Annotated in this window: 15 protein-coding genes; 9 read left to right on the top strand and 6 right to left on the bottom strand. The window is 74.4% G+C overall.

Going from position 1 to position 15,585, the window contains the following annotated elements; translation table 11 throughout:
- Positions 1–80 precede the first annotated feature (80 nt).
- The 3 genes from ACIRPP_RS02425 to ACIRPP_RS02415 all read right to left on the bottom strand — a co-directional run bounded on the left by ACIRPP_RS02425 (position 81) and on the right by ACIRPP_RS02415 (position 4,266).
- Complete coding sequence (locus ACIRPP_RS02425; RefSeq protein ID WP_403637254.1) at positions 81–1,805, bottom strand: fatty acyl-AMP ligase; 1,725 nt, start codon at positions 1,803–1,805, stop codon at positions 81–83.
- 356 nt (positions 1,806–2,161) lie between these two features.
- Positions 2,162–2,398, bottom strand: a complete 237-nt coding sequence (locus ACIRPP_RS02420) for a hypothetical protein (protein WP_403637252.1) — start codon at positions 2,396–2,398, stop codon at positions 2,162–2,164.
- A gap of 365 nt (positions 2,399–2,763) precedes the next feature.
- Complete coding sequence (locus tag ACIRPP_RS02415; RefSeq protein ID WP_403637250.1) at positions 2,764–4,266, bottom strand: helix-turn-helix domain-containing protein; 1,503 nt, start codon at positions 4,264–4,266, stop codon at positions 2,764–2,766.
- Positions 4,267–4,822: 556 nt separating this feature from the next.
- On the opposite strand from ACIRPP_RS02415, the gene ACIRPP_RS02410 reads away from it, so the two are divergent.
- The 5 genes from ACIRPP_RS02410 (at position 4,823) to ACIRPP_RS02390 (ending at position 9,492) form a co-directional block, all read left to right on the top strand.
- Complete coding sequence (locus tag ACIRPP_RS02410) at positions 4,823–5,443, top strand: L-threonylcarbamoyladenylate synthase (protein ID WP_403637248.1); 621 nt, start codon at positions 4,823–4,825, stop codon at positions 5,441–5,443.
- A 2-nt stretch (positions 5,444–5,445) separates the two neighbouring features.
- Positions 5,446–6,201 carry a dienelactone hydrolase family protein gene (locus ACIRPP_RS02405; RefSeq protein WP_403637246.1) on the top strand — a complete coding sequence of 252 codons (756 nt, stop codon included), beginning with the start codon at positions 5,446–5,448 and terminating at the stop codon, positions 6,199–6,201.
- A 145-nt stretch (positions 6,202–6,346) separates the two neighbouring features.
- On the top strand, positions 6,347–7,870 hold the full coding sequence (locus ACIRPP_RS02400) for a metallophosphoesterase family protein (protein ID WP_403637244.1): 1,524 nt from the start codon (positions 6,347–6,349) through the stop codon (positions 7,868–7,870).
- A 120-nt stretch (positions 7,871–7,990) separates the two neighbouring features.
- A complete protein-coding gene (locus ACIRPP_RS02395) occupies positions 7,991–8,821 on the top strand; it encodes an aldo/keto reductase (protein ID WP_403637242.1) in 831 nt (276 codons plus the stop codon).
- Positions 8,822–8,883: 62 nt separating this feature from the next.
- Positions 8,884–9,492, top strand: coding sequence for a DNA polymerase ligase N-terminal domain-containing protein (locus ACIRPP_RS02390; protein WP_403637240.1), 609 nt, complete (start codon positions 8,884–8,886; stop codon positions 9,490–9,492).
- Between the two features lie 30 nt (positions 9,493–9,522).
- Here ACIRPP_RS02390 and ACIRPP_RS02385 read toward each other — a convergent pair whose 3' ends face one another.
- Positions 9,523–9,990: a peroxiredoxin gene (locus tag ACIRPP_RS02385; protein WP_403637238.1), complete on the bottom strand. Its 468-nt coding sequence runs from the start codon at positions 9,988–9,990 to the stop codon at positions 9,523–9,525.
- A 366-nt stretch (positions 9,991–10,356) separates the two neighbouring features.
- Between ACIRPP_RS02385 and ACIRPP_RS02380 the strand changes: the two genes are divergently transcribed.
- Positions 10,357–11,337: an ATP-dependent DNA ligase gene (locus ACIRPP_RS02380; RefSeq protein ID WP_403637236.1), complete on the top strand. Its 981-nt coding sequence runs from the start codon at positions 10,357–10,359 to the stop codon at positions 11,335–11,337.
- A gap of 132 nt (positions 11,338–11,469) precedes the next feature.
- Positions 11,470–12,246 (top strand): NPP1 family protein, encoded by a 777-nt coding sequence (locus ACIRPP_RS02375; protein ID WP_403637234.1) that lies wholly within the window; start codon positions 11,470–11,472, stop codon positions 12,244–12,246.
- A gap of 63 nt (positions 12,247–12,309) precedes the next feature.
- Here the strand turns inward: ACIRPP_RS02375 and ACIRPP_RS02370 are convergent, their stop codons facing one another.
- The gene (locus ACIRPP_RS02370) at positions 12,310–12,831 is read right to left on the bottom strand and encodes a hypothetical protein (RefSeq protein WP_403637232.1); all 522 of its coding nucleotides are present in this window, start codon (positions 12,829–12,831) and stop codon (positions 12,310–12,312) included.
- A gap of 507 nt (positions 12,832–13,338) precedes the next feature.
- On the opposite strand from ACIRPP_RS02370, the gene ACIRPP_RS02365 reads away from it, so the two are divergent.
- Entirely contained in the window at positions 13,339–14,136 is a 798-nt protein-coding gene (locus ACIRPP_RS02365) for a SigB/SigF/SigG family RNA polymerase sigma factor (RefSeq protein WP_403637577.1), read from the top strand.
- Positions 14,137–14,197: 61 nt separating this feature from the next.
- On the opposite strand, the gene ACIRPP_RS02360 is transcribed toward ACIRPP_RS02365, so the two are convergent.
- Positions 14,198–14,518 carry an ANTAR domain-containing protein gene (locus ACIRPP_RS02360; RefSeq protein ID WP_403637230.1) on the bottom strand — a complete coding sequence of 107 codons (321 nt, stop codon included), beginning with the start codon at positions 14,516–14,518 and terminating at the stop codon, positions 14,198–14,200.
- A gap of 250 nt (positions 14,519–14,768) precedes the next feature.
- Here ACIRPP_RS02360 and ACIRPP_RS02355 point away from each other — a divergent pair, with 250 nt between their 5' ends.
- The gene (locus ACIRPP_RS02355; RefSeq protein WP_403637228.1) at positions 14,769–15,572 is read left to right on the top strand and encodes a VOC family protein; all 804 of its coding nucleotides are present in this window, start codon (positions 14,769–14,771) and stop codon (positions 15,570–15,572) included.
- Positions 15,573–15,585: the final 13 nt, after the last annotated feature.

Below are 15,585 nucleotides of genomic sequence, written 5' to 3'. Positions count from 1 at the left end.
CGCCGCGCGGGCGCGGGGCGGGAGGACCGCGGGGGCCTCGCGGGGCGGGACGGCCGGCGGGGGTGGCGCCGGACCGGGTGTCACCCGGCGGTCGGCGCGTCGGTCCGGGACAGGGTCCCGTCGAGGTAGGCCGTGCGGCAGGCGTGGCGCTGGATCTTCCCGCTGGACGTCTTGGGGATGGTGCCCGGCCGGACCAGGACGACGTCGTGGACGGCCAGTCCGTGGGCGTCGCCGAGGGCGCCCCGGACGACGTCGGTGATCTTCTCCGCCTCGCCGGCACTCTCCGGTGGTGTCTCGGCGACGAGGACGGGCCGTTCGCCGTCGGTGCCGGTGTCGACGGCGAACGCGGCGGTGCAGCCGGGGCGGAGGGCCGGATGGGCCATCTCGGCGGTGAGTTCGAGGTCCTGCGGGTAGTGGTTGCGGCCGTCGACGACGATCAGGTCCTTGAGGCGGCCGGTGACGAAGAGTTCACCGTCGCGCAGGAAGCCGAGGTCGCCGGTGCGCAGGAAACGGCCGTCCCGGCCGTTGACCCCGGCGCGGAAGGTCTCGCGGGTGGCCAGGGCGTTGCGCCAGTAGCCCCGGGCGACGCTCGGGCCGCCGACACGGATCTCGCCGACCTCGCCGTCGGGCAGTTCGTCGAGGGTGTCGGGGTCGGCGACGACCACGGTCACGCCGGGACCGGGACGGCCCGTGCCGACGGCCGCCGCGTCGGCCGCGCCGGCGTGCGGGCCGCCGTCGTCGGCCCGCAGCAGGGTGGGCGGGGCCCCGGCCCCGCCGGAGGTGACCATGAGGGTGGCCTCGGCCAGCCCGTAGCACGGGGTGAGCGCCTCGGGGCGGAACCCGGCCGGTGCGAAGGTGTCGGCGAAGCGGCGCAGGGTGGCCGCCCGTACCGGTTCGGCGCCGTTGAAGGCGATCCGCCAGCCGCTGAGGTCCAGTCCGTCGAGGAAGGCGGGCGGGGCGTGCTTCAGGGCGAGTTCGTACGCGAAGTTGGGGGCGCCGCTGGTGTGCGGGCGGTGGCGGCTGACGGCGTCGAGCCAGCGCCGGGGCTGCCGGAGGAAGTCCAGCGGGGAGAAGAGGGTGCTGGTGCCGCCGGTGTAGACGGTGTTGAGCACCGGGCCGATGAGGCCCATGTCGTGGTAGACGGGCAGCCAGCTGACGAACAGTTCGTTGTCGTACTCGGCGAGTACGTCGGGGGTGTGGCCGAGCCGTTCGGTGATGACGCGCTCGTTGTCGAGCAGGTTGCCGTGGGTCACCATGACGCCGCGCGGGGCGGCGGTGGAGCCGGAGGTGTACTGCAGGAAGGCGACGGTGTCGGGGCCGAGGCCGGGCTCGCGCCAGTCGGCCGCCAGTGCGTCGGGGATGTCCTCGGTGGCGACGCGGGTGACGCCGGCCGGTCCGGGGAGGTGCTCGGCCAGGGTGTCCAGCACGGTGACCGCCTCGCGGTCGCCGAGGACCACCGTCGCCCCGGCGTCGGCCATCAGGCGCTTCATCCGGGTCAGCGCCCGGTGGTTCGCGGTGCGTCCGCGCGGGGGCACTCCGGGCACGGCGACCACACCGGCGGCGAGACAGCCGAGGTAGGCGGATATGAACTCCAGTCCGGGCGGGTACAGGAGCATCGCGCGGGAGCCGGCGAGGCCGCGTTCCTGCAGCCGGGCGGCGACGGCGCGGGTGCGCTCGGCGAGCCGGGCGTAGGACACGGTGCGGACCTCGCCGTCGCTGTCCCCGGAGACGAGGAAGCGGTAGGCGGTCCGGTCGGGATGCTCGGCGGCGTGGTGGAACAGCAGGTCGACCAGGGATCGGGCCATGGGAGGAGAATCACCTGTTCTGCGTCAGTGCGAGGGACCGGAGTGAGAGGGCCGCGTTCCGGGTACGCGCGACGCCGCGGCCGGCCTGGCCCCCTTGCCAGCCCATGCCGTTGACACCCCGGGGAGCACTGGTGTGGTCAACACCCGCCCCCCGAACCCCCGTTCAACGTGCTATCGGCGAGTGGCACGATAGCAACCCCGTCCGCCCGGTCGAACAGGCGGAGGTGAACAGCGCGTAACCAACCGAGTTGGACGCGTATTCGACCGTAGCAGACGCGTGCGGCCCTTCCCCCGGGAACGCCGAAGGCCCGGCCGTGCGCGCACCGCGCGACGGCCGGGCCCGGTCGGCCGGAGCGTCAGCCTCCGCCCAGCCGCGCGCGCAACAGGTCCTTGCCCAGCTCTGCACCCTTGCGGCTGTCCGCCTGGGCCTTGCGGAACAGGTCCGCGACCTCGGTGTCCTTGGCCCGTTCGGCGTCCTGGATGTAACTGTCGAGGCGGAGCGCGTTGCTCAGGCAGGCCTCGACGTACCAGATCAGGTTGTAGTCCTTGTCCTGGGTACCGGTGACTTCGCCGGTCTCCGTGCCACTGCTCATGCGGGCCTCCTCCTCGCGGTGTTCTCCCTCGGGGCCCTCCTGCCGGTCCGCGGCACCGGGAAACCGTCCCGCGTCCGGGGAACCCGGACCCCACAGCGGCAGCCGGGTACCCGTCCTCCCCCGGGACACACCGCCGTCCGCACGGCGGACGGACGCACGACGCGGGAGCCGACCGGTCCCCCGTTCCGGTCGCGCTCCCGCGATACGCCGAAACTACGCGGCCCGCGGCGGGCCTGGGTATCGCGTCCGTGCCCGGTGGAGCCGCGGGAGGACTCAGCCGTGCACAGCCGCGTCCGGAACACACCGGATGTCCGGATTGGGCGCAGTCCGGGAGCACATCCGCTTCCGCCGTCCCCGCACGTCGTTCAGCCGGCCGGTGAAGGACCCGGCTCCCCCGCGCGCTCCGCCGCGAAGACGGGCCGGGGGAGGTCGCCCAGGGCCAGATGCGCGAGGACCACCTCGTACAGGTCGGTGCCGAAGGCCGGCAGCCGGCGTTCCAGGACCGGCTCGGCGCTGCGCACGTGCTCGCGCACGGTCTGGGCGTGCACCCCCAGGGTCTGCGCCGCCCGCTCGGCGTTGCCGCCGACGGCGATCCAGGCGCGCAGGGTGCGGCGCAGGTTCCGGGTGTCCTCGTCCAGGCGACCGAGGAGCCCCTCGGCCCAGGTGCGGACGGCGGGGCCGGCCAGCAGGTCCGCGAGCCTGCCGGGGGCCGCCGAGGGGCCGGTGCCCGGCCGCCCGTCCTGGAGGTTGATCTGGGTGTGCAGGGCCAGGTGCACGACGGCCCGGGCGGCGATGTCGTCGAAGTCGGTGCCCAGCATGGACTCGACGCGCTCCATGCGGGCGCGCACGGTGTTGCGGCTCACGCCGAGGATCTTGGCGGTGTTGACCGCGGTGAACTCCAGGCCGAGGCGGGTGGTGGCGAGCAGCTCGGCCCGGGTGTGGTGCGGCAGCGCGTCGAGCGGGCGCAGCAGGGCGGCGCTCCAGCCGCGCAGCGCCGCCGGGTCCATCAGTCGTTCGGGGCGGGTGCGTTCGGCGTACACGGCCGTCTTGTCGGGCCGGAAGCGGGCGACGGCGAGGGCGCTGACGGCCTGCCCGTACGCCGTGGCGGTGCGGGCCAGGCTCTGCCAGACGCTGCCGCCCAGATAGGTGCCGGGGTGGCGCCGGACCAGCGAGCGCAGCGCGGGTGCCGTGGCCTCGCGGGGGCTCACGACGATCACGTGACCGTCCATGGCGGGGCACCGGACGACCAGGGCCTCCTCCTCCGTGGTGTCCAGGCACTCCTCCGCGAGCCGGTCGCGCCGCTCGGCGTCGGACTCCACGACGTAGACGCAGGCCCGGTCCGCGTCGAGCAGGCCCGGCCAGAGGCCGGCGGCGACCCGGCGCGCGGCGACGGTGTCCTCGACCATCAGCAGCTGCAGGATCGCCAGCCGCAGGTCGGCGGTGGCGCGGCGGAGCCGCTGCCCGGCGGCGGTGCTCTCCCGCGCGGCCAGCAGCAGCTCGATCACCTGCGCGGTGTGCGTGACGACGTCGGAGGTGTGCCGGTCGAAGGGGGCCGGGCGGGACACGGCCAGCAGGTGGATCCGGCCGGCGTGCTCGACCTTGACCAGCCGCAGGTGGCGGCCCTCGCCCTCCCAGGCCGCGGAGGCGAGCCGGCCGGAGGTGATGCCGGTGGCGACGCCCTTCTCCAGGGGGAGGAGGGTGCCGGCGAGAAGCGTGCCGTCGGCGTCCTGGAGGCCCGCGACGCCCCGCACGGTCCCGGCGAGCCAGTCGACGACCCGGCGCAGGTCGCGTCCGGCGGGACGCAGGTGTTCGAGCAGTTCCCGCTCCCAGGCGGGGGCGCCCCCGCCGGCCGGTGCGGGATGCGCCACGGGCGCGCCGGTCCCGGTGGCCGCGGCGACCCCCGCCGTTCCGGTTCTGGCGTTGGCCGGGGCCCCTGGTGCGGTTCCGGTTCCGGCGTTGCCCGGGGCCCCTGGTGCGGTTCCGGTTCCGGCGTTGCCCGGGGGCTCTGGTGCGGTTCCGGCGTTGCCCGGGGGCTCTGGTGCGGTTCCGGCGTTGCCCGGGGGCTCTGGTGCGGTTCCGGCGTCGCCCGGGGTCCCTGGTGAGGTTCCGGTCCCGGGAGCCCCGTGTGCGGTGCCGTTTCCGGCGGTCCCGGGGGCCCCTGGCGTTCCTCGGGTCCCTCTCGTCCCACCGCTTTCCGTCCCGCCGGGCCCGTCCGTCCCGTCGGACCGCCGGATGCCGTCCCTGCCGCCTGTCACCTCGGCCTTCCCCTCGTCGCGCTCACTGTTTCCGGCCAGTCCGGGGACGTTACCCCACCCTCGCGCCGGGCTCATCCCGAGCGCCTCTGGGGGTCGTGCCCGACGGGGCCGCCGGGACGGGAGGGGTCGTCGGTGCGGGCCGGCCGCGGGAGAGGCATAAGCTCGGTGAATGGCGAAGTACTTCGACGTGCACCCCGACAACCCGCAGGCGCGCACCATCTCCCAGGTGGCCGAGAGCATCCGTTCGGACGCTCTCATCGCGTATCCGACGGACTCCTGCTACGCCCTGGGCTGCCGCCTGGGCAGCCGCGACGGCATCGACCGGATCCGGACGATCCGCAAGCTGGACGACCGGCACCACTTCACGCTGGTGTGCCGGGACTTCGCGCAGCTCGGCCAGTTCGTACGGATCGACAACGACGTGTTCCGGGCGGTCAAGGCGTCCACGCCGGGCAGCTACACCTTCATCCTGCCCGCGACGAAGGAGGTGCCGCGCATGCTCCAGCACCCGAAGAAGAAGACCGTCGGGGTGCGCATCCCCGACCACGTCGTCACCCAGGCGCTGCTCGCCGAGCTCGGTGAGCCGCTGCTGTCCAGCACGCTGCTGCTGCCGGGCGAGGACGAGCCGATGACCCAGGGCTGGGAGATCAAGGACCGTCTCGACCACGTGGTGGACGCGGTGCTGGACTCCGGCGACTGCGGAACCGAACCCACCACGGTGATCGACTTCTCGGGCGGCGAGGCCGAGATCGTCCGCCGGGGCGCGGGCGACACCTCACGGTTCGAGTGACCGTGACCGCCGTACGCGGAACCGAGGTCGACGTGCCGGCCGGGGACGGCGTCGCCGACGCGTATCTGACGCACCCGGCGGACGGCGAGCCCCGGCCGGCCGTGCTGTTCTACACGGACGCCTTCGGCCTGCGCCCGGCGGTGCGGGCGATGGCCGACCGGCTCGCGGAAGCCGGTCACACGGTGCTGGTGCCCAACGTGTTCCACCGGCGCGGGCGGGCCCCGGTCACCGAGGTGCCCGCGTTCGTCGACGACCGGGCGCGGGGCCCGGTCCTGCGGCGCATGATGCCGGTGATGCGGCAGCTGACGCCGGAGCGGGCGATGCGTGACGCCGGCGCCTACCTGCGCTGGCTGGCCGCCTGCCCGGTGGCGGCCGACGGCCCGGTCGGGGTGACCGGCTACTGCATGGGCGCGGCGCTCGCGCTGCGCACGGCGGGCGCCCACCCGGACCGGGTGGCGGCGGCGGCCGGGTTCCACGGGGGCCGGCTGGCCACGGACCGGCCGGACAGTCCCCACCTGGTGGCCGGCCACGTCACGGCCGAGCTGTACTTCGGCCACGCCGACCAGGACCCGTCGCTGCCCGGCGAGCAGATCGAGCGCCTCGGGGACGCTCTCGCCGCGGCCGGGGTGCGCCACCGCTGCGAGGTGTACGCCGGGGCCGCGCACGGCTACACGCAGGCCGACACGTCCGCCTACGACCGGGAGGCGGACGAGCGGCACTGGGCCGCCCTGCTCGGCCTGCTGCGCCGCGCCCTGTGAGCCGCGACCGGCCGGTGGAGCGGCCGGGCGGGGTGCACGACAGGGGGCCAACGGCCAACGGCCCGTGCGGCTGCGGCGGTTGCGCCCGGGCCCGGCGCCCGCCCCGCCCTCCGGCCGCCGCCCGCCGCGTTGTTACGGTGCCCCGATGTCCTCCTCATCGCGCGAGAGTGCCGAAGGAGCCGGCTGGGGACCCGCGGAACGCGGCACCTACCGGCCGTCGATGCCCGCCTCGGACCGCCGGGAGCGGATCTCCTGGCTCGATCCGAGGATGCTGTGGGCCGCCCGCAACGGCGTCCTCGCGTCCTGGTTCGGCGACCCGACGGGGCGGACCCGCAGCCGGTGGGTGGCCCAGCGGGAGGCGGCCGGCGCACCCGCCGACAAGGTGATCCGGCGGGACGACCCCGACCGCTTCTCCTTCCTCGTGATCGGTGACACCGGTGAGGGCGGGGAGCCGCAGTACGCGGTCGTCCCGGGGCTGCTGGAGGCGGGCCGGGACACCCGGTTCGCGGTGATCGCCAGCGACGTGATCTACCCGGTGGGCAGCGCCGACGACTACGCCGCCAAGTTCTTCCGGCCCTACCGGGACTATCCGGCGCCCGTCTACGCGATACCCGGCAACCACGACTGGTACGAGGATCTCGGCGCGTTCATGCGGGTGTTCTGCGACGACGCGCCCGCGCTGCCGCCCGGGCCGGCGCCCCGCCCGCTGACCCGGGCCCGGCTGCGCGCGCTGCTGTGGCACCGGCCCCGCGCCGACGACGGCCGGCGCCTCGACGAGGCCCGCGCGCTGCGGTCGGCACCCGGCCAGCGGGCCGTCCAGCCCGGGCCGTACTGGGCGATCGACGCCGGGCCGGTGCGCGTCATCGGCATCGACACCGGACTGCTGGGGACCCTCGACGCCGAGCAGGGCGCCTGGCTGCGGGAGGTCGCGCGCGGGCCCCGCCCGAAGATCCTCGTCACGGGCTCGCCCCTGTACGTGGACGGCCGGTACCGCCCGTGCCCGATCGAGGGCGGCGGCACCGTCGACGACATCGTCCGCGCCCCGGACAACCGCTTCGTGGCGGCGATCGGCGGCGACATCCACAACTACCAGCGCTACCCTGTGCGGCTGCCCGACGGCCGCACCCTGCAGTACGTGGTGGCGGGCGGCGGCGGTGCCTTCACCCACGCCACCCACACCATCCCCCGCGTCGACGTCGCCGGGGTGAGCGAGCGGGACTTCCGCTGCTATCCGCTGCGCGGCGACTCCCTCGCCTTCTACAGCGCGCTCTACGGACGACGGCTGCGGCTGCCCCGCTTCTTCGCCCTGACCGAGGCGGAGGCCGCCGCCGTGATCGCGGAGCGCCTGGGCATCGGCCCGACCCGGGCACCGGAGGCGCCCGCCCGGGTCACCCGGCGCATGCGTCTGGTCGCGGGCCTGCTGGGCACCGGCCGCCGGCCCGACCGCACCCGACGGTTCCGGCTGCCGGTGCGCAAGCTGTACACGCAGCTGTTCTCGCCGGGTTCGGCGACGTACCGCCCGCCGTTCTTCAAGAGCTTCCTGCGGCTGGACGTCGGTCCCGACGCCGTCCGGCTGCGCTGCTGTGCCGCGACCGGCAACCGCGCCCAGGAGATCGACCCGCCGGTGGAGGACGAGGTGACCATTCCGCTGCCGGGGGCGGTGGAGTGACGGCGGCTCACCACCGGCCGGCGGGGTGACGGCGCCCGGGGCCGACCGGCCCCGGGTTGAGCACCCCCCGGCGCGTCCCTGAGGCTGGAGGGACGACACCCCCACCGGAAGGGTCCCCCCGTGAGCAGCATCCCGAGCCACACGCTGAACGACGGCACGACGATCCCCGCACTGGGCCTGGGCACCTGGCCGATGGACGACGCGGAGGCCGAGCGGGCGGTGACGACGGCCCTTCAGACGGGCTACCGCCTGATCGACACGGCGGCGAACTACCGCAACGAGACCGGTGTGGGCCGCGCCGTCGCCCGGTCGGGCGTGCCCCGCGAGGAGATCGTGGTGACGACGAAACTGCCGGGCCGCCACCACGGCTACGAGGAGACCCTCGCCTCCTTCGAGGAGTCCAGGTCCCGGCTCGGCCTGGAGTACGTCGACCTGTACCTCATCCACTGGCCGCTCCCCCGGGTCGACCGGTACGCCGATTCCTGGCGGGCGATGATCGACCTGCGCGAACGGGGACTCGTGCGGTCGATCGGCGTCTCCAACTTCACCGCGGACCACATCGGGCGGCTGGAGCGGGAGACGGGAGTGCTGCCCTCGATCAACCAGATCGAGCTGCACCCGTACTTCCCGCAGGAGGACCTGCGCGCCCACCACGCGGCCAAGGGGGTGCTCACCGAGAGCTGGAGCCCCCTGGGCCGCGGCTCGAAGCTCCTGGACGACCTGGCGGTTGCCGCGGTGGCGGAGGCCCACGGGGTGACGCCCGCCCAGGCCGTGCTGCGCTGGCACCTCCAGCTCGGGGCGCTGCCCGTGCCGAAGTCCTCCGACCCCGCACGGCAGCGCGCGAACCTGGACGTGTTCGGCTTCACCCTGGACGACGCCCAGATGCGGACGGTCTCCGACCGCGCCCACCGCCGCATCGGCGGCGACCCGGAGGTGCACGAGGAGTTCTGAGGGCGCCGCGCGGGTACCCGGGCCCCGCGCGGGGACGGCCCGGCACGGAGAGGAGCACCACCGTGGGCGAAGGCGACCGGCTGCGGGACTACCACGCCAGGCGGGACTTCGGACGGACGGCTGAGCCCCGGGGCCGGGCGGCGGGGCGGGAGGCGGAGCCCCGTTTCGTCGTGCAGATCCACGACGCGCGCCGGATGCACTTCTACGTCCGGCTCCAGGTGGGCGACGTGCTGAAGTCGTGGTCCTTTCCGAAGGGCCCGTCCGCCGACCCCCGGGACAAGCGGCTGGCCGTGCCCACGGAGGACCACCCGCTGGAGTACGAGGAGTTCGAGGGCGTGATCCCGCACGGCGAGTACGGCGGCGGCACGGTCATCGTCTGGGACCTCGGCACCTACGAGCCGCTCAGTCACGACCGCCGGGGCCGGCCCGTCGACTTCGCCGAGTCGCTGCGGCGCGGGCACGCCACCTTCCGGCTGCACGGCAGGAAGCTGAGCGGTGTCTACGCCCTCACCCGTTTCCGCGGGGACGGCGACGCGGAGCAGGCGTGGCTGCTGGTGCGCAAGGCCCGGGCCGGGGGCCGCGGCCGGGGCGCGCCCGACCCGCGCCGGGCCCGCTCGGCCATGTCGGGCCGCACTCTGGCCCAGGTCGCCGCGGACGACGGCGGAAGCTGACGGGCCGGGGCCCGGAACCCTCGGCCGGTCTCAGCCCCGGTGCGTCCGGAGGGCGGCGAGCGCCCGGTCCGCGTGCGCGTTCATCCGCAGTTCGCTGCGTACCACGTCGAGCACGGTGCGGTCCGGGGCGATGACGAACGTGGCCCGCTTGGTGGGGGCCACGGCGAAGCCCCGCTTCACACCGAACCTCTCCCGCACGGTGCCGTCGACGTCGGACAGCAGGGTCATGCCCAGGGTGTGCCGTCCGGTGAACTCCGCCTGCCGTTCGACGGGATCACCGCTGACGCCGACCGGCCGGGCGCCGACGGCCGCGAACTCGGCGGCCAGGTCCCGGAAGTGGCAGGCCTGCGCGGTGCAGCCGGGGGTCAGCGCGGCCGGGTAGAAGAACAGCACCACGGGTCCGTCGGCGAGCAGTTCCGACAGCCTGCGTTCGGTGCCCGTCTCGTCGGGCAGGGCGAAGTCCTCGACGGTGTCGCCCACCCCGACCCGCCCGCTCACGCGGCGCCCTCCGCGGCCCGACGGCCGGCCGTCACGGGCGAGGCGCTGCGGGGTCGGGGCGGCAGCGCACCGGCGGCCGGCCGGCCGGAGAGCGGCAGGGGCGAGCGGGGTGACCGGGGCACGGTTCCTCCTCTGGAGACGTGGCCCGCAACCCTACCGGACGGTAAGTGAGCGCCGGCCCCGCCGGACCCGGCCGCCGCTCCCACCGCCGTTTCCCGCCGCCCGGCCCGGGGACAGGGACCCTGGACAACGGCTCCGGGCCCGGTGACTCCTCCGGCCGTGCCCGGCCGGCTCCCCGGGGCGCCGTTCGGGCGAAAGCGCCGGGGGACGCGCGTGGCGCCACGGGCGGGCGTTCACAACTGACCCGTGACCCTGCCGCTGATTCCGCCCATGCTCGCCACCCCCGGCACCCTCCCCTCCCCCGCGGCGGACGCCCGCTGGGCGTACGAGACCAAGCAGGACGGTCAGCGCGTGGTGGTGTACCTGCCCGGGGACGGCGGCATCGTCCTGCGCGCCCGGTCCGGTCATGAGATCACCGGCGCGTATCCGGAACTCCTGCCGCTGGCGGACGCCCTCGGCGGCACCCCCGCCGTGCTGGACGGCGAGATCCTCGCCCTGGACGAACAGGGGCGCGCCAGTTTCCAGTTGCTCCAGTCCCGCATGGGGCTGGCGCACGCCCCCGGCCGGGCGGCGCGGCGGGCCGCGGCCGTCCCCGTCCACCTGATCCTCTTCGACGTGATGCACCTGGACGGCCGGTCCCTGCTGCGGCTGCCCTACACGCGGCGCCGGGAGGAACTTCAGGGGCTCGGTCTCGCCGGGCCGTCGTGGTCCACCCCGGTCGCGCTGGTGGGCCACGGCGCCGAGGCCCTGCGGGCCACCCGGGAGCACGGGCTGGAGGGCCTGGTCTGCAAGCGGCTGGACTCGGTGTACGAACCGGGGGTGCGCTCCAGGGCGTGGATCAAGATCCGCAACATGCGCAGCGAGGACGTCCTGATCGGCGGCTGGCTGCCCGGCAAGGGACGGCTCACGGGCCTGCCGGGTGCCGTCCTCGTCGGTCAGCGGGCGGCGGGACGGCTGCGGTACGTCGGCGGGGTGGGCACCGGCTGGAGCGAGGACGAACGGACGGAACTCGCGGGCCTGTTGCGGGCCGCCGCGACCGACGTGTGCCCCTTCGACCCGGTGCCGGCGGTGCCGGGCGCACGCTGGGTGGTGCCCCGGCTGGTCGGCGAGGTGCGCTACAGCACCCGTACCCGGGACGGGCGGCTGCGCCAGCCGTCCTGGCTGCGCCTGCGCCCGGACCTGGCGCCCGAGGATTCGGCCGCGGACATTCCGGACGACGTGGTGTGATCGGAGCGGATCCCGCTCCCCCTCAACGATCGTGCGTCAGAGGCCTCTTGGCACCGGAGCGTCCAGCCGCGATGCTGAACGCCCTTGCCCCCCACAGCCGTTGGGCTGCGCCCGGACCAAGAGGAGGACGCAGTGTCGTCGAGCACGTCCCGGACCCACCGCAGGAGATGGCTGACCGGTCTCGCCGGAGCCGCCGCGCTGGTACTGGCCTTCCCCGCCACCGCCTTCGCCGCGCCGCCCCCGGCCCTGCCGGCCGACGCCAACGACCTCGAGCGGACCTTCCAGCCCGCCTACGACTACGACAAGGACGGCTGCTACGCCTCCCCCGCCATCGGCCCTGACGGCTCCGTCAACCCCGGGCTCAAGCCGACCGGCGCCCTCAACGGCAACTGCCGGGACGCCTCCGACCTGGAGAACACCAACGGCTACGCGCGCTCCACCTGCAACAACGGCTGGTGCGCCATCGTCTACGCCCTCTACTTCGAGAAGGACCAGGCGCTGCCGGGCGTCAGCCTCGGCGGCCACCGCCACGACTGGGAGCACGTGGTGGTATGGGTGCGCGACGGCACGGTGGAGTACGTCGCGACGTCCAACCACGGCTCGTTCACCATCCACGCCCGCTCGGCCGTGCGCTTCGAGGGGACGCATCCGAAGGTCGTGTACCACAAGGACGGCATCAGCACGCACTGCTTCCGCCTCGCCACCTCGCGCGACGAACCGCCGGAGAACCACCGGGGCACCTGGCAGTACCCGGCCCTGGTCGGCTGGGACGGCTATCCGCCCGGGCTGCGCGACAAGCTGGTCTCCCACGACTTCGGCAGCGCCCATTTCGGACTGAAGGACGGCAGTTTCGCCTCCCACCTCGCCAAGGCGAAGCCGTCGGGCGTCCCCTTCGACCCGAACGGGTGAGCGCCGGTCCGTCCGCGGGAGTCCGGGTGCCGCCCGGCTCCCGCGGGCGGCACGGACGCCCCGTCAGGCGGTCCCCTCCTCCGCCTGGTCCTGGAGGAAGACGCTGACCTGCTGCGCGAGGCTCTCCCGGCCGGCGGCCGCCGGCGCCCCCGGGGACCCCTCGTGCACACCGACGCCGCCCGTCCACAGCCGGCGGGCCGTCCACTCCTCGTCGACGCGCAGCTGGACCTGGACGTCGACATGGGTCAGGGCCGCCTCGCGCCCGGCCGCGTACACGACGGCGGTGGCGCGGCGCAGCGGATAGACGTCGAACCCCTCGATGAACTGGGAGTTGCGCCAGTCGATGAAGGCGCTCTCTCCGTCGGGGCCGATTCGTACGTCGATCTGGCCGTCCTCGAGATGAATTCCGACGGCACGCCGTCCGCGGTTCTCGACGGTCACGCGGACACTGAAGTACGTCAGCCCTTCGGCGGCCTCGTCGCGTCCGCGCGGCGGTTCGCCCGTTTCCAGACGGTGGACGCGGACCCGCAGACCGGCATGCTCGTCGTACTCCTGCCAGTCCCCGACCACGTTCGGCTCGTACACAGTGCACCTCTCGATTTCTGTGGCAGCTTCCTATCTGTGGGCTCAGCGCACTGTCAAATGGGCAGAATGCGGCGTGGTCAGGCAGTTCGCCCCCCGGAATCGGCGATCAAGCGCTGCGCTGGAGGGTTCCCCCGGACCGCGCCCCGTGCCCCGGGCGGGGCGTGCCGCACATCACGTCCGGAGGGGGAGCGCCGTCCGGGCGGCCGGCGGGACCGCGGCGCGGCCCGCACCCGCGCGCCGCGGGGCTCCGCGCCCGCCCCCGGAATTTCACACTTCGAATTCCCGCGATTCCATACCGTGTGCGACGCTGTTCTGTTTTCCCGGTCTTTTCGCATATTGCTTTCCGTACCGTTTCGGAATGGCGGGTCACGGGAAAGGAATGCTCAGTGCTTCGGACAGGAGGCACGTCCGCGGGAACGGCGCGCCGGGTCCCGGGTCCTCCCGTGGTCCGAGCCCCGCGCCTCCCCGGTGTCTGTCCCCCGGCACCTGCTCAGGGAGGTGCGCATGATGCGTATCGCCGGCAGCACCACGAAGCCGCATCATCCCCACGACGACGCTCCCGACACGGCCGCCGACTTCGCGCGGCTGGTCCGGCTCCCGGACGGCCCGGAACGGCGCGACCTGCGCAACGCCCTGGTCGCGGCCTGGCTGCCCATGGCGGAGCGGCTGGCCGTCCGCTTCCGGGGCCGCGGGGAGACCCTGGAGGACCTGTACCAGGTCGCGGCGCTGGGCCTGGTCAAGGCCGTCGACCACTACGACCCGGCGCGCGGGCGTGCCTTCGAGGCGTACGCGGTGCCGACCATCACCGGCGAGATCAAGCGGCACTTCCGGGACCACATGTGGACCCTGCACGTGCCCCGGCGGGTGCAGGATCTGCGCAACCGGGTGCGCGGCGCCGTGAGGGAGCTGGCGCAGACCACACCCGGCCGGGCCCCGACGGTCGCCGAGATAGCGGCGTACGCCCGGATGACGGAGGACGAGGTGCGCACCGGCTCGGAGGCGCTGGAGTGCTTCACCGCGCTGTCGCTGGAGGCGGAGATGCCGGGCACCGACGGCTACGCGCTGGGGGACGCGCTCGGCGCCCCCGACCCCGCCTTCGACCAGGTCGTCGACCGGGTGGCGGCCCGGCCGTGCCTGGAGGCGCTGCCGGAGCGCGAACGGGTCATCCTGTACCTGCGGTTCTTCCGCGGGATGACGCAGAGCGACATCGCCGAGCGGCTCGGGATCTCGCAGATGCACGTGTCCCGGCTGCTGAGCGGCTGCTTCGCCCAGTTGCGGGCCGAACTGCTCTCCGAGGGGCGGTGACGGCGGGGCGCAGACGGCCGGGACCGGGCACGGCCTGGCGGCCGGACCGGGATCGTCCCGATCAGGCGTCCGGTGGTGATCCCAGGACACGGGTGGGGCCCAGGCGGTCCAGGGCGTCCTCGAGTTCCGCGCGCACCTCCGGCGGCAGGAGCCCCGTCCGCCCCCAGACCAGGATCAGGTCGGCGACGTTGCGGAGCTTGATGTTGGTGCGCTGGGAGACCTCCCGGAGCACGGTCCAGCCCTCGTCGGGGGAGACCCGTCCAAGGGCGACGATCATGCCGATCGCCTGGTCCACCACCGCGTGGGAGACCACGGCGTCCTTGAGCTGCTGAACCTCTTCCTCCAGCTGGAGTATGCGGTCCGAGCCCCCGTCCGTGGGCATGGTCACCTCCGGATCCGGTGTGCCGCCGTCGTGATGCCGTCGCAGAGTGCTTGAGTGCCTTCACCCAGTGTCCGGCCCCTCCATCGTCGCCACTCGTCCCGCCCTCTGCCACCGGGGCCGGACGGGAGCCTTCCGGATCTTCGTTTCGGCAGTGCCGCCGGGGTACTCGGCAGGCGCCCGAGGCGGTCCGGGCCGGACACTGGTGTCATTCCGGTGGCTGCCGGGCCGAAGAGATCAGGACACGACTTCCATGAACCACGACATGCCCTCCCCCACCGGCGCGACGGACGTCGTCTCGACGCACTCCGTGTACGGCGCGCCCTGCTGGGTGAGTCTGACCAGTCGCGACGTGAAGACGACCGAGGAGTTCTACGGCGCCGTCCTGGGCTGGCAATGGCGGCCCGCCCGGCTGGGCGAGTCCTTCCGGGTCGCCCTGGCGGACGGGGCGCCCGTGGCCGGGATCGCGGCGGTCGCCACCATGTGGCGGATGGCCGTCGCCTGGACCCCGTACTTCGCCGTGCGCAGCGCCGACGAGGCGGTCTCCCGGGTGCAGGAACGCGGCGGCACCCTGGCCGTCGGACCCCTGTCGCTGCCGCCGGGGCGGGCGGCGCTGCTGGCCGACCGTGACGGGGCGACCTTCGGGATCTGGGAGGGCGAGCTCTTCACCGACTGGCTGACCTGGCATCGCGCCCAGCCGGTCTCCATCATGCTGCACACCCGGGACGCCTTCGACGCCGCCATCTTCTACGGCGAGGTCTTCGACTGGGGCTCGCAGGGCCCGGGCCTGTGCGAGGTGCGCTACGAGAGCGACGAGGTGGTGCTGCGCAGCGGCGGGGACGTCGTGGCACGCATCGAGTCGGGGGCCCTGGAGTCGGCGCCGGACCCGAACATCCGGCCGCACTGGCGGGTGCACTTCGCCGTGTCCGACGTCGCGGCCTGCGCCCGGGCCGCCGAGCGGCACGGCGGCAGTGTGCTCTCCGAGTCCGAGGACGAGGCCGTGCTGCGCGACAACGACGGCGCCCGGTTCACGGTGAGCTCCCGCCGGCGCCGCTGACCCCGGCGACGAG

This window comes from Streptomyces sp. NPDC101219 (assembly GCF_044767675.1).
Taxonomy (GTDB): Bacteria; Actinomycetota; Actinomycetes; order Streptomycetales; family Streptomycetaceae; genus Streptomyces.
Note: the sequence above shows the minus strand (reverse complement) of the source record. Positions and strands in the feature narration are given on the sequence as shown.

Bases quoted from the DNA above. Each gene is read 5' to 3' on its own strand.
- ACIRPP_RS02420 (WP_403637252.1), bottom strand. From the start codon at position 2,398: ATGAGCAGTGGCACGGAGACCGGCGAAGTCACCGGTACCCAGGACAAG.
- ACIRPP_RS02410 (WP_403637248.1), top strand. From the start codon at position 4,823: ATGGCGAAGTACTTCGACGTGCACCCCGACAACCCGCAGGCGCGCACC.
- ACIRPP_RS02355 (WP_403637228.1), top strand. From the start codon at position 14,769: ATGAACCACGACATGCCCTCCCCCACCGGCGCGACGGACGTCGTCTCG.
- ACIRPP_RS02425 (WP_403637254.1), bottom strand. From the start codon at position 1,805: ATGGCCCGATCCCTGGTCGACCTGCTGTTCCACCACGCCGCCGAGCAT.
- ACIRPP_RS02400 (WP_403637244.1), top strand. From the start codon at position 6,347: ATGTCCTCCTCATCGCGCGAGAGTGCCGAAGGAGCCGGCTGGGGACCC.
- ACIRPP_RS02365 (WP_403637577.1), top strand. From the start codon at position 13,339: ATGCGTATCGCCGGCAGCACCACGAAGCCGCATCATCCCCACGACGAC.
- ACIRPP_RS02360 (WP_403637230.1), bottom strand. From the start codon at position 14,518: ATGCCCACGGACGGGGGCTCGGACCGCATACTCCAGCTGGAGGAAGAG.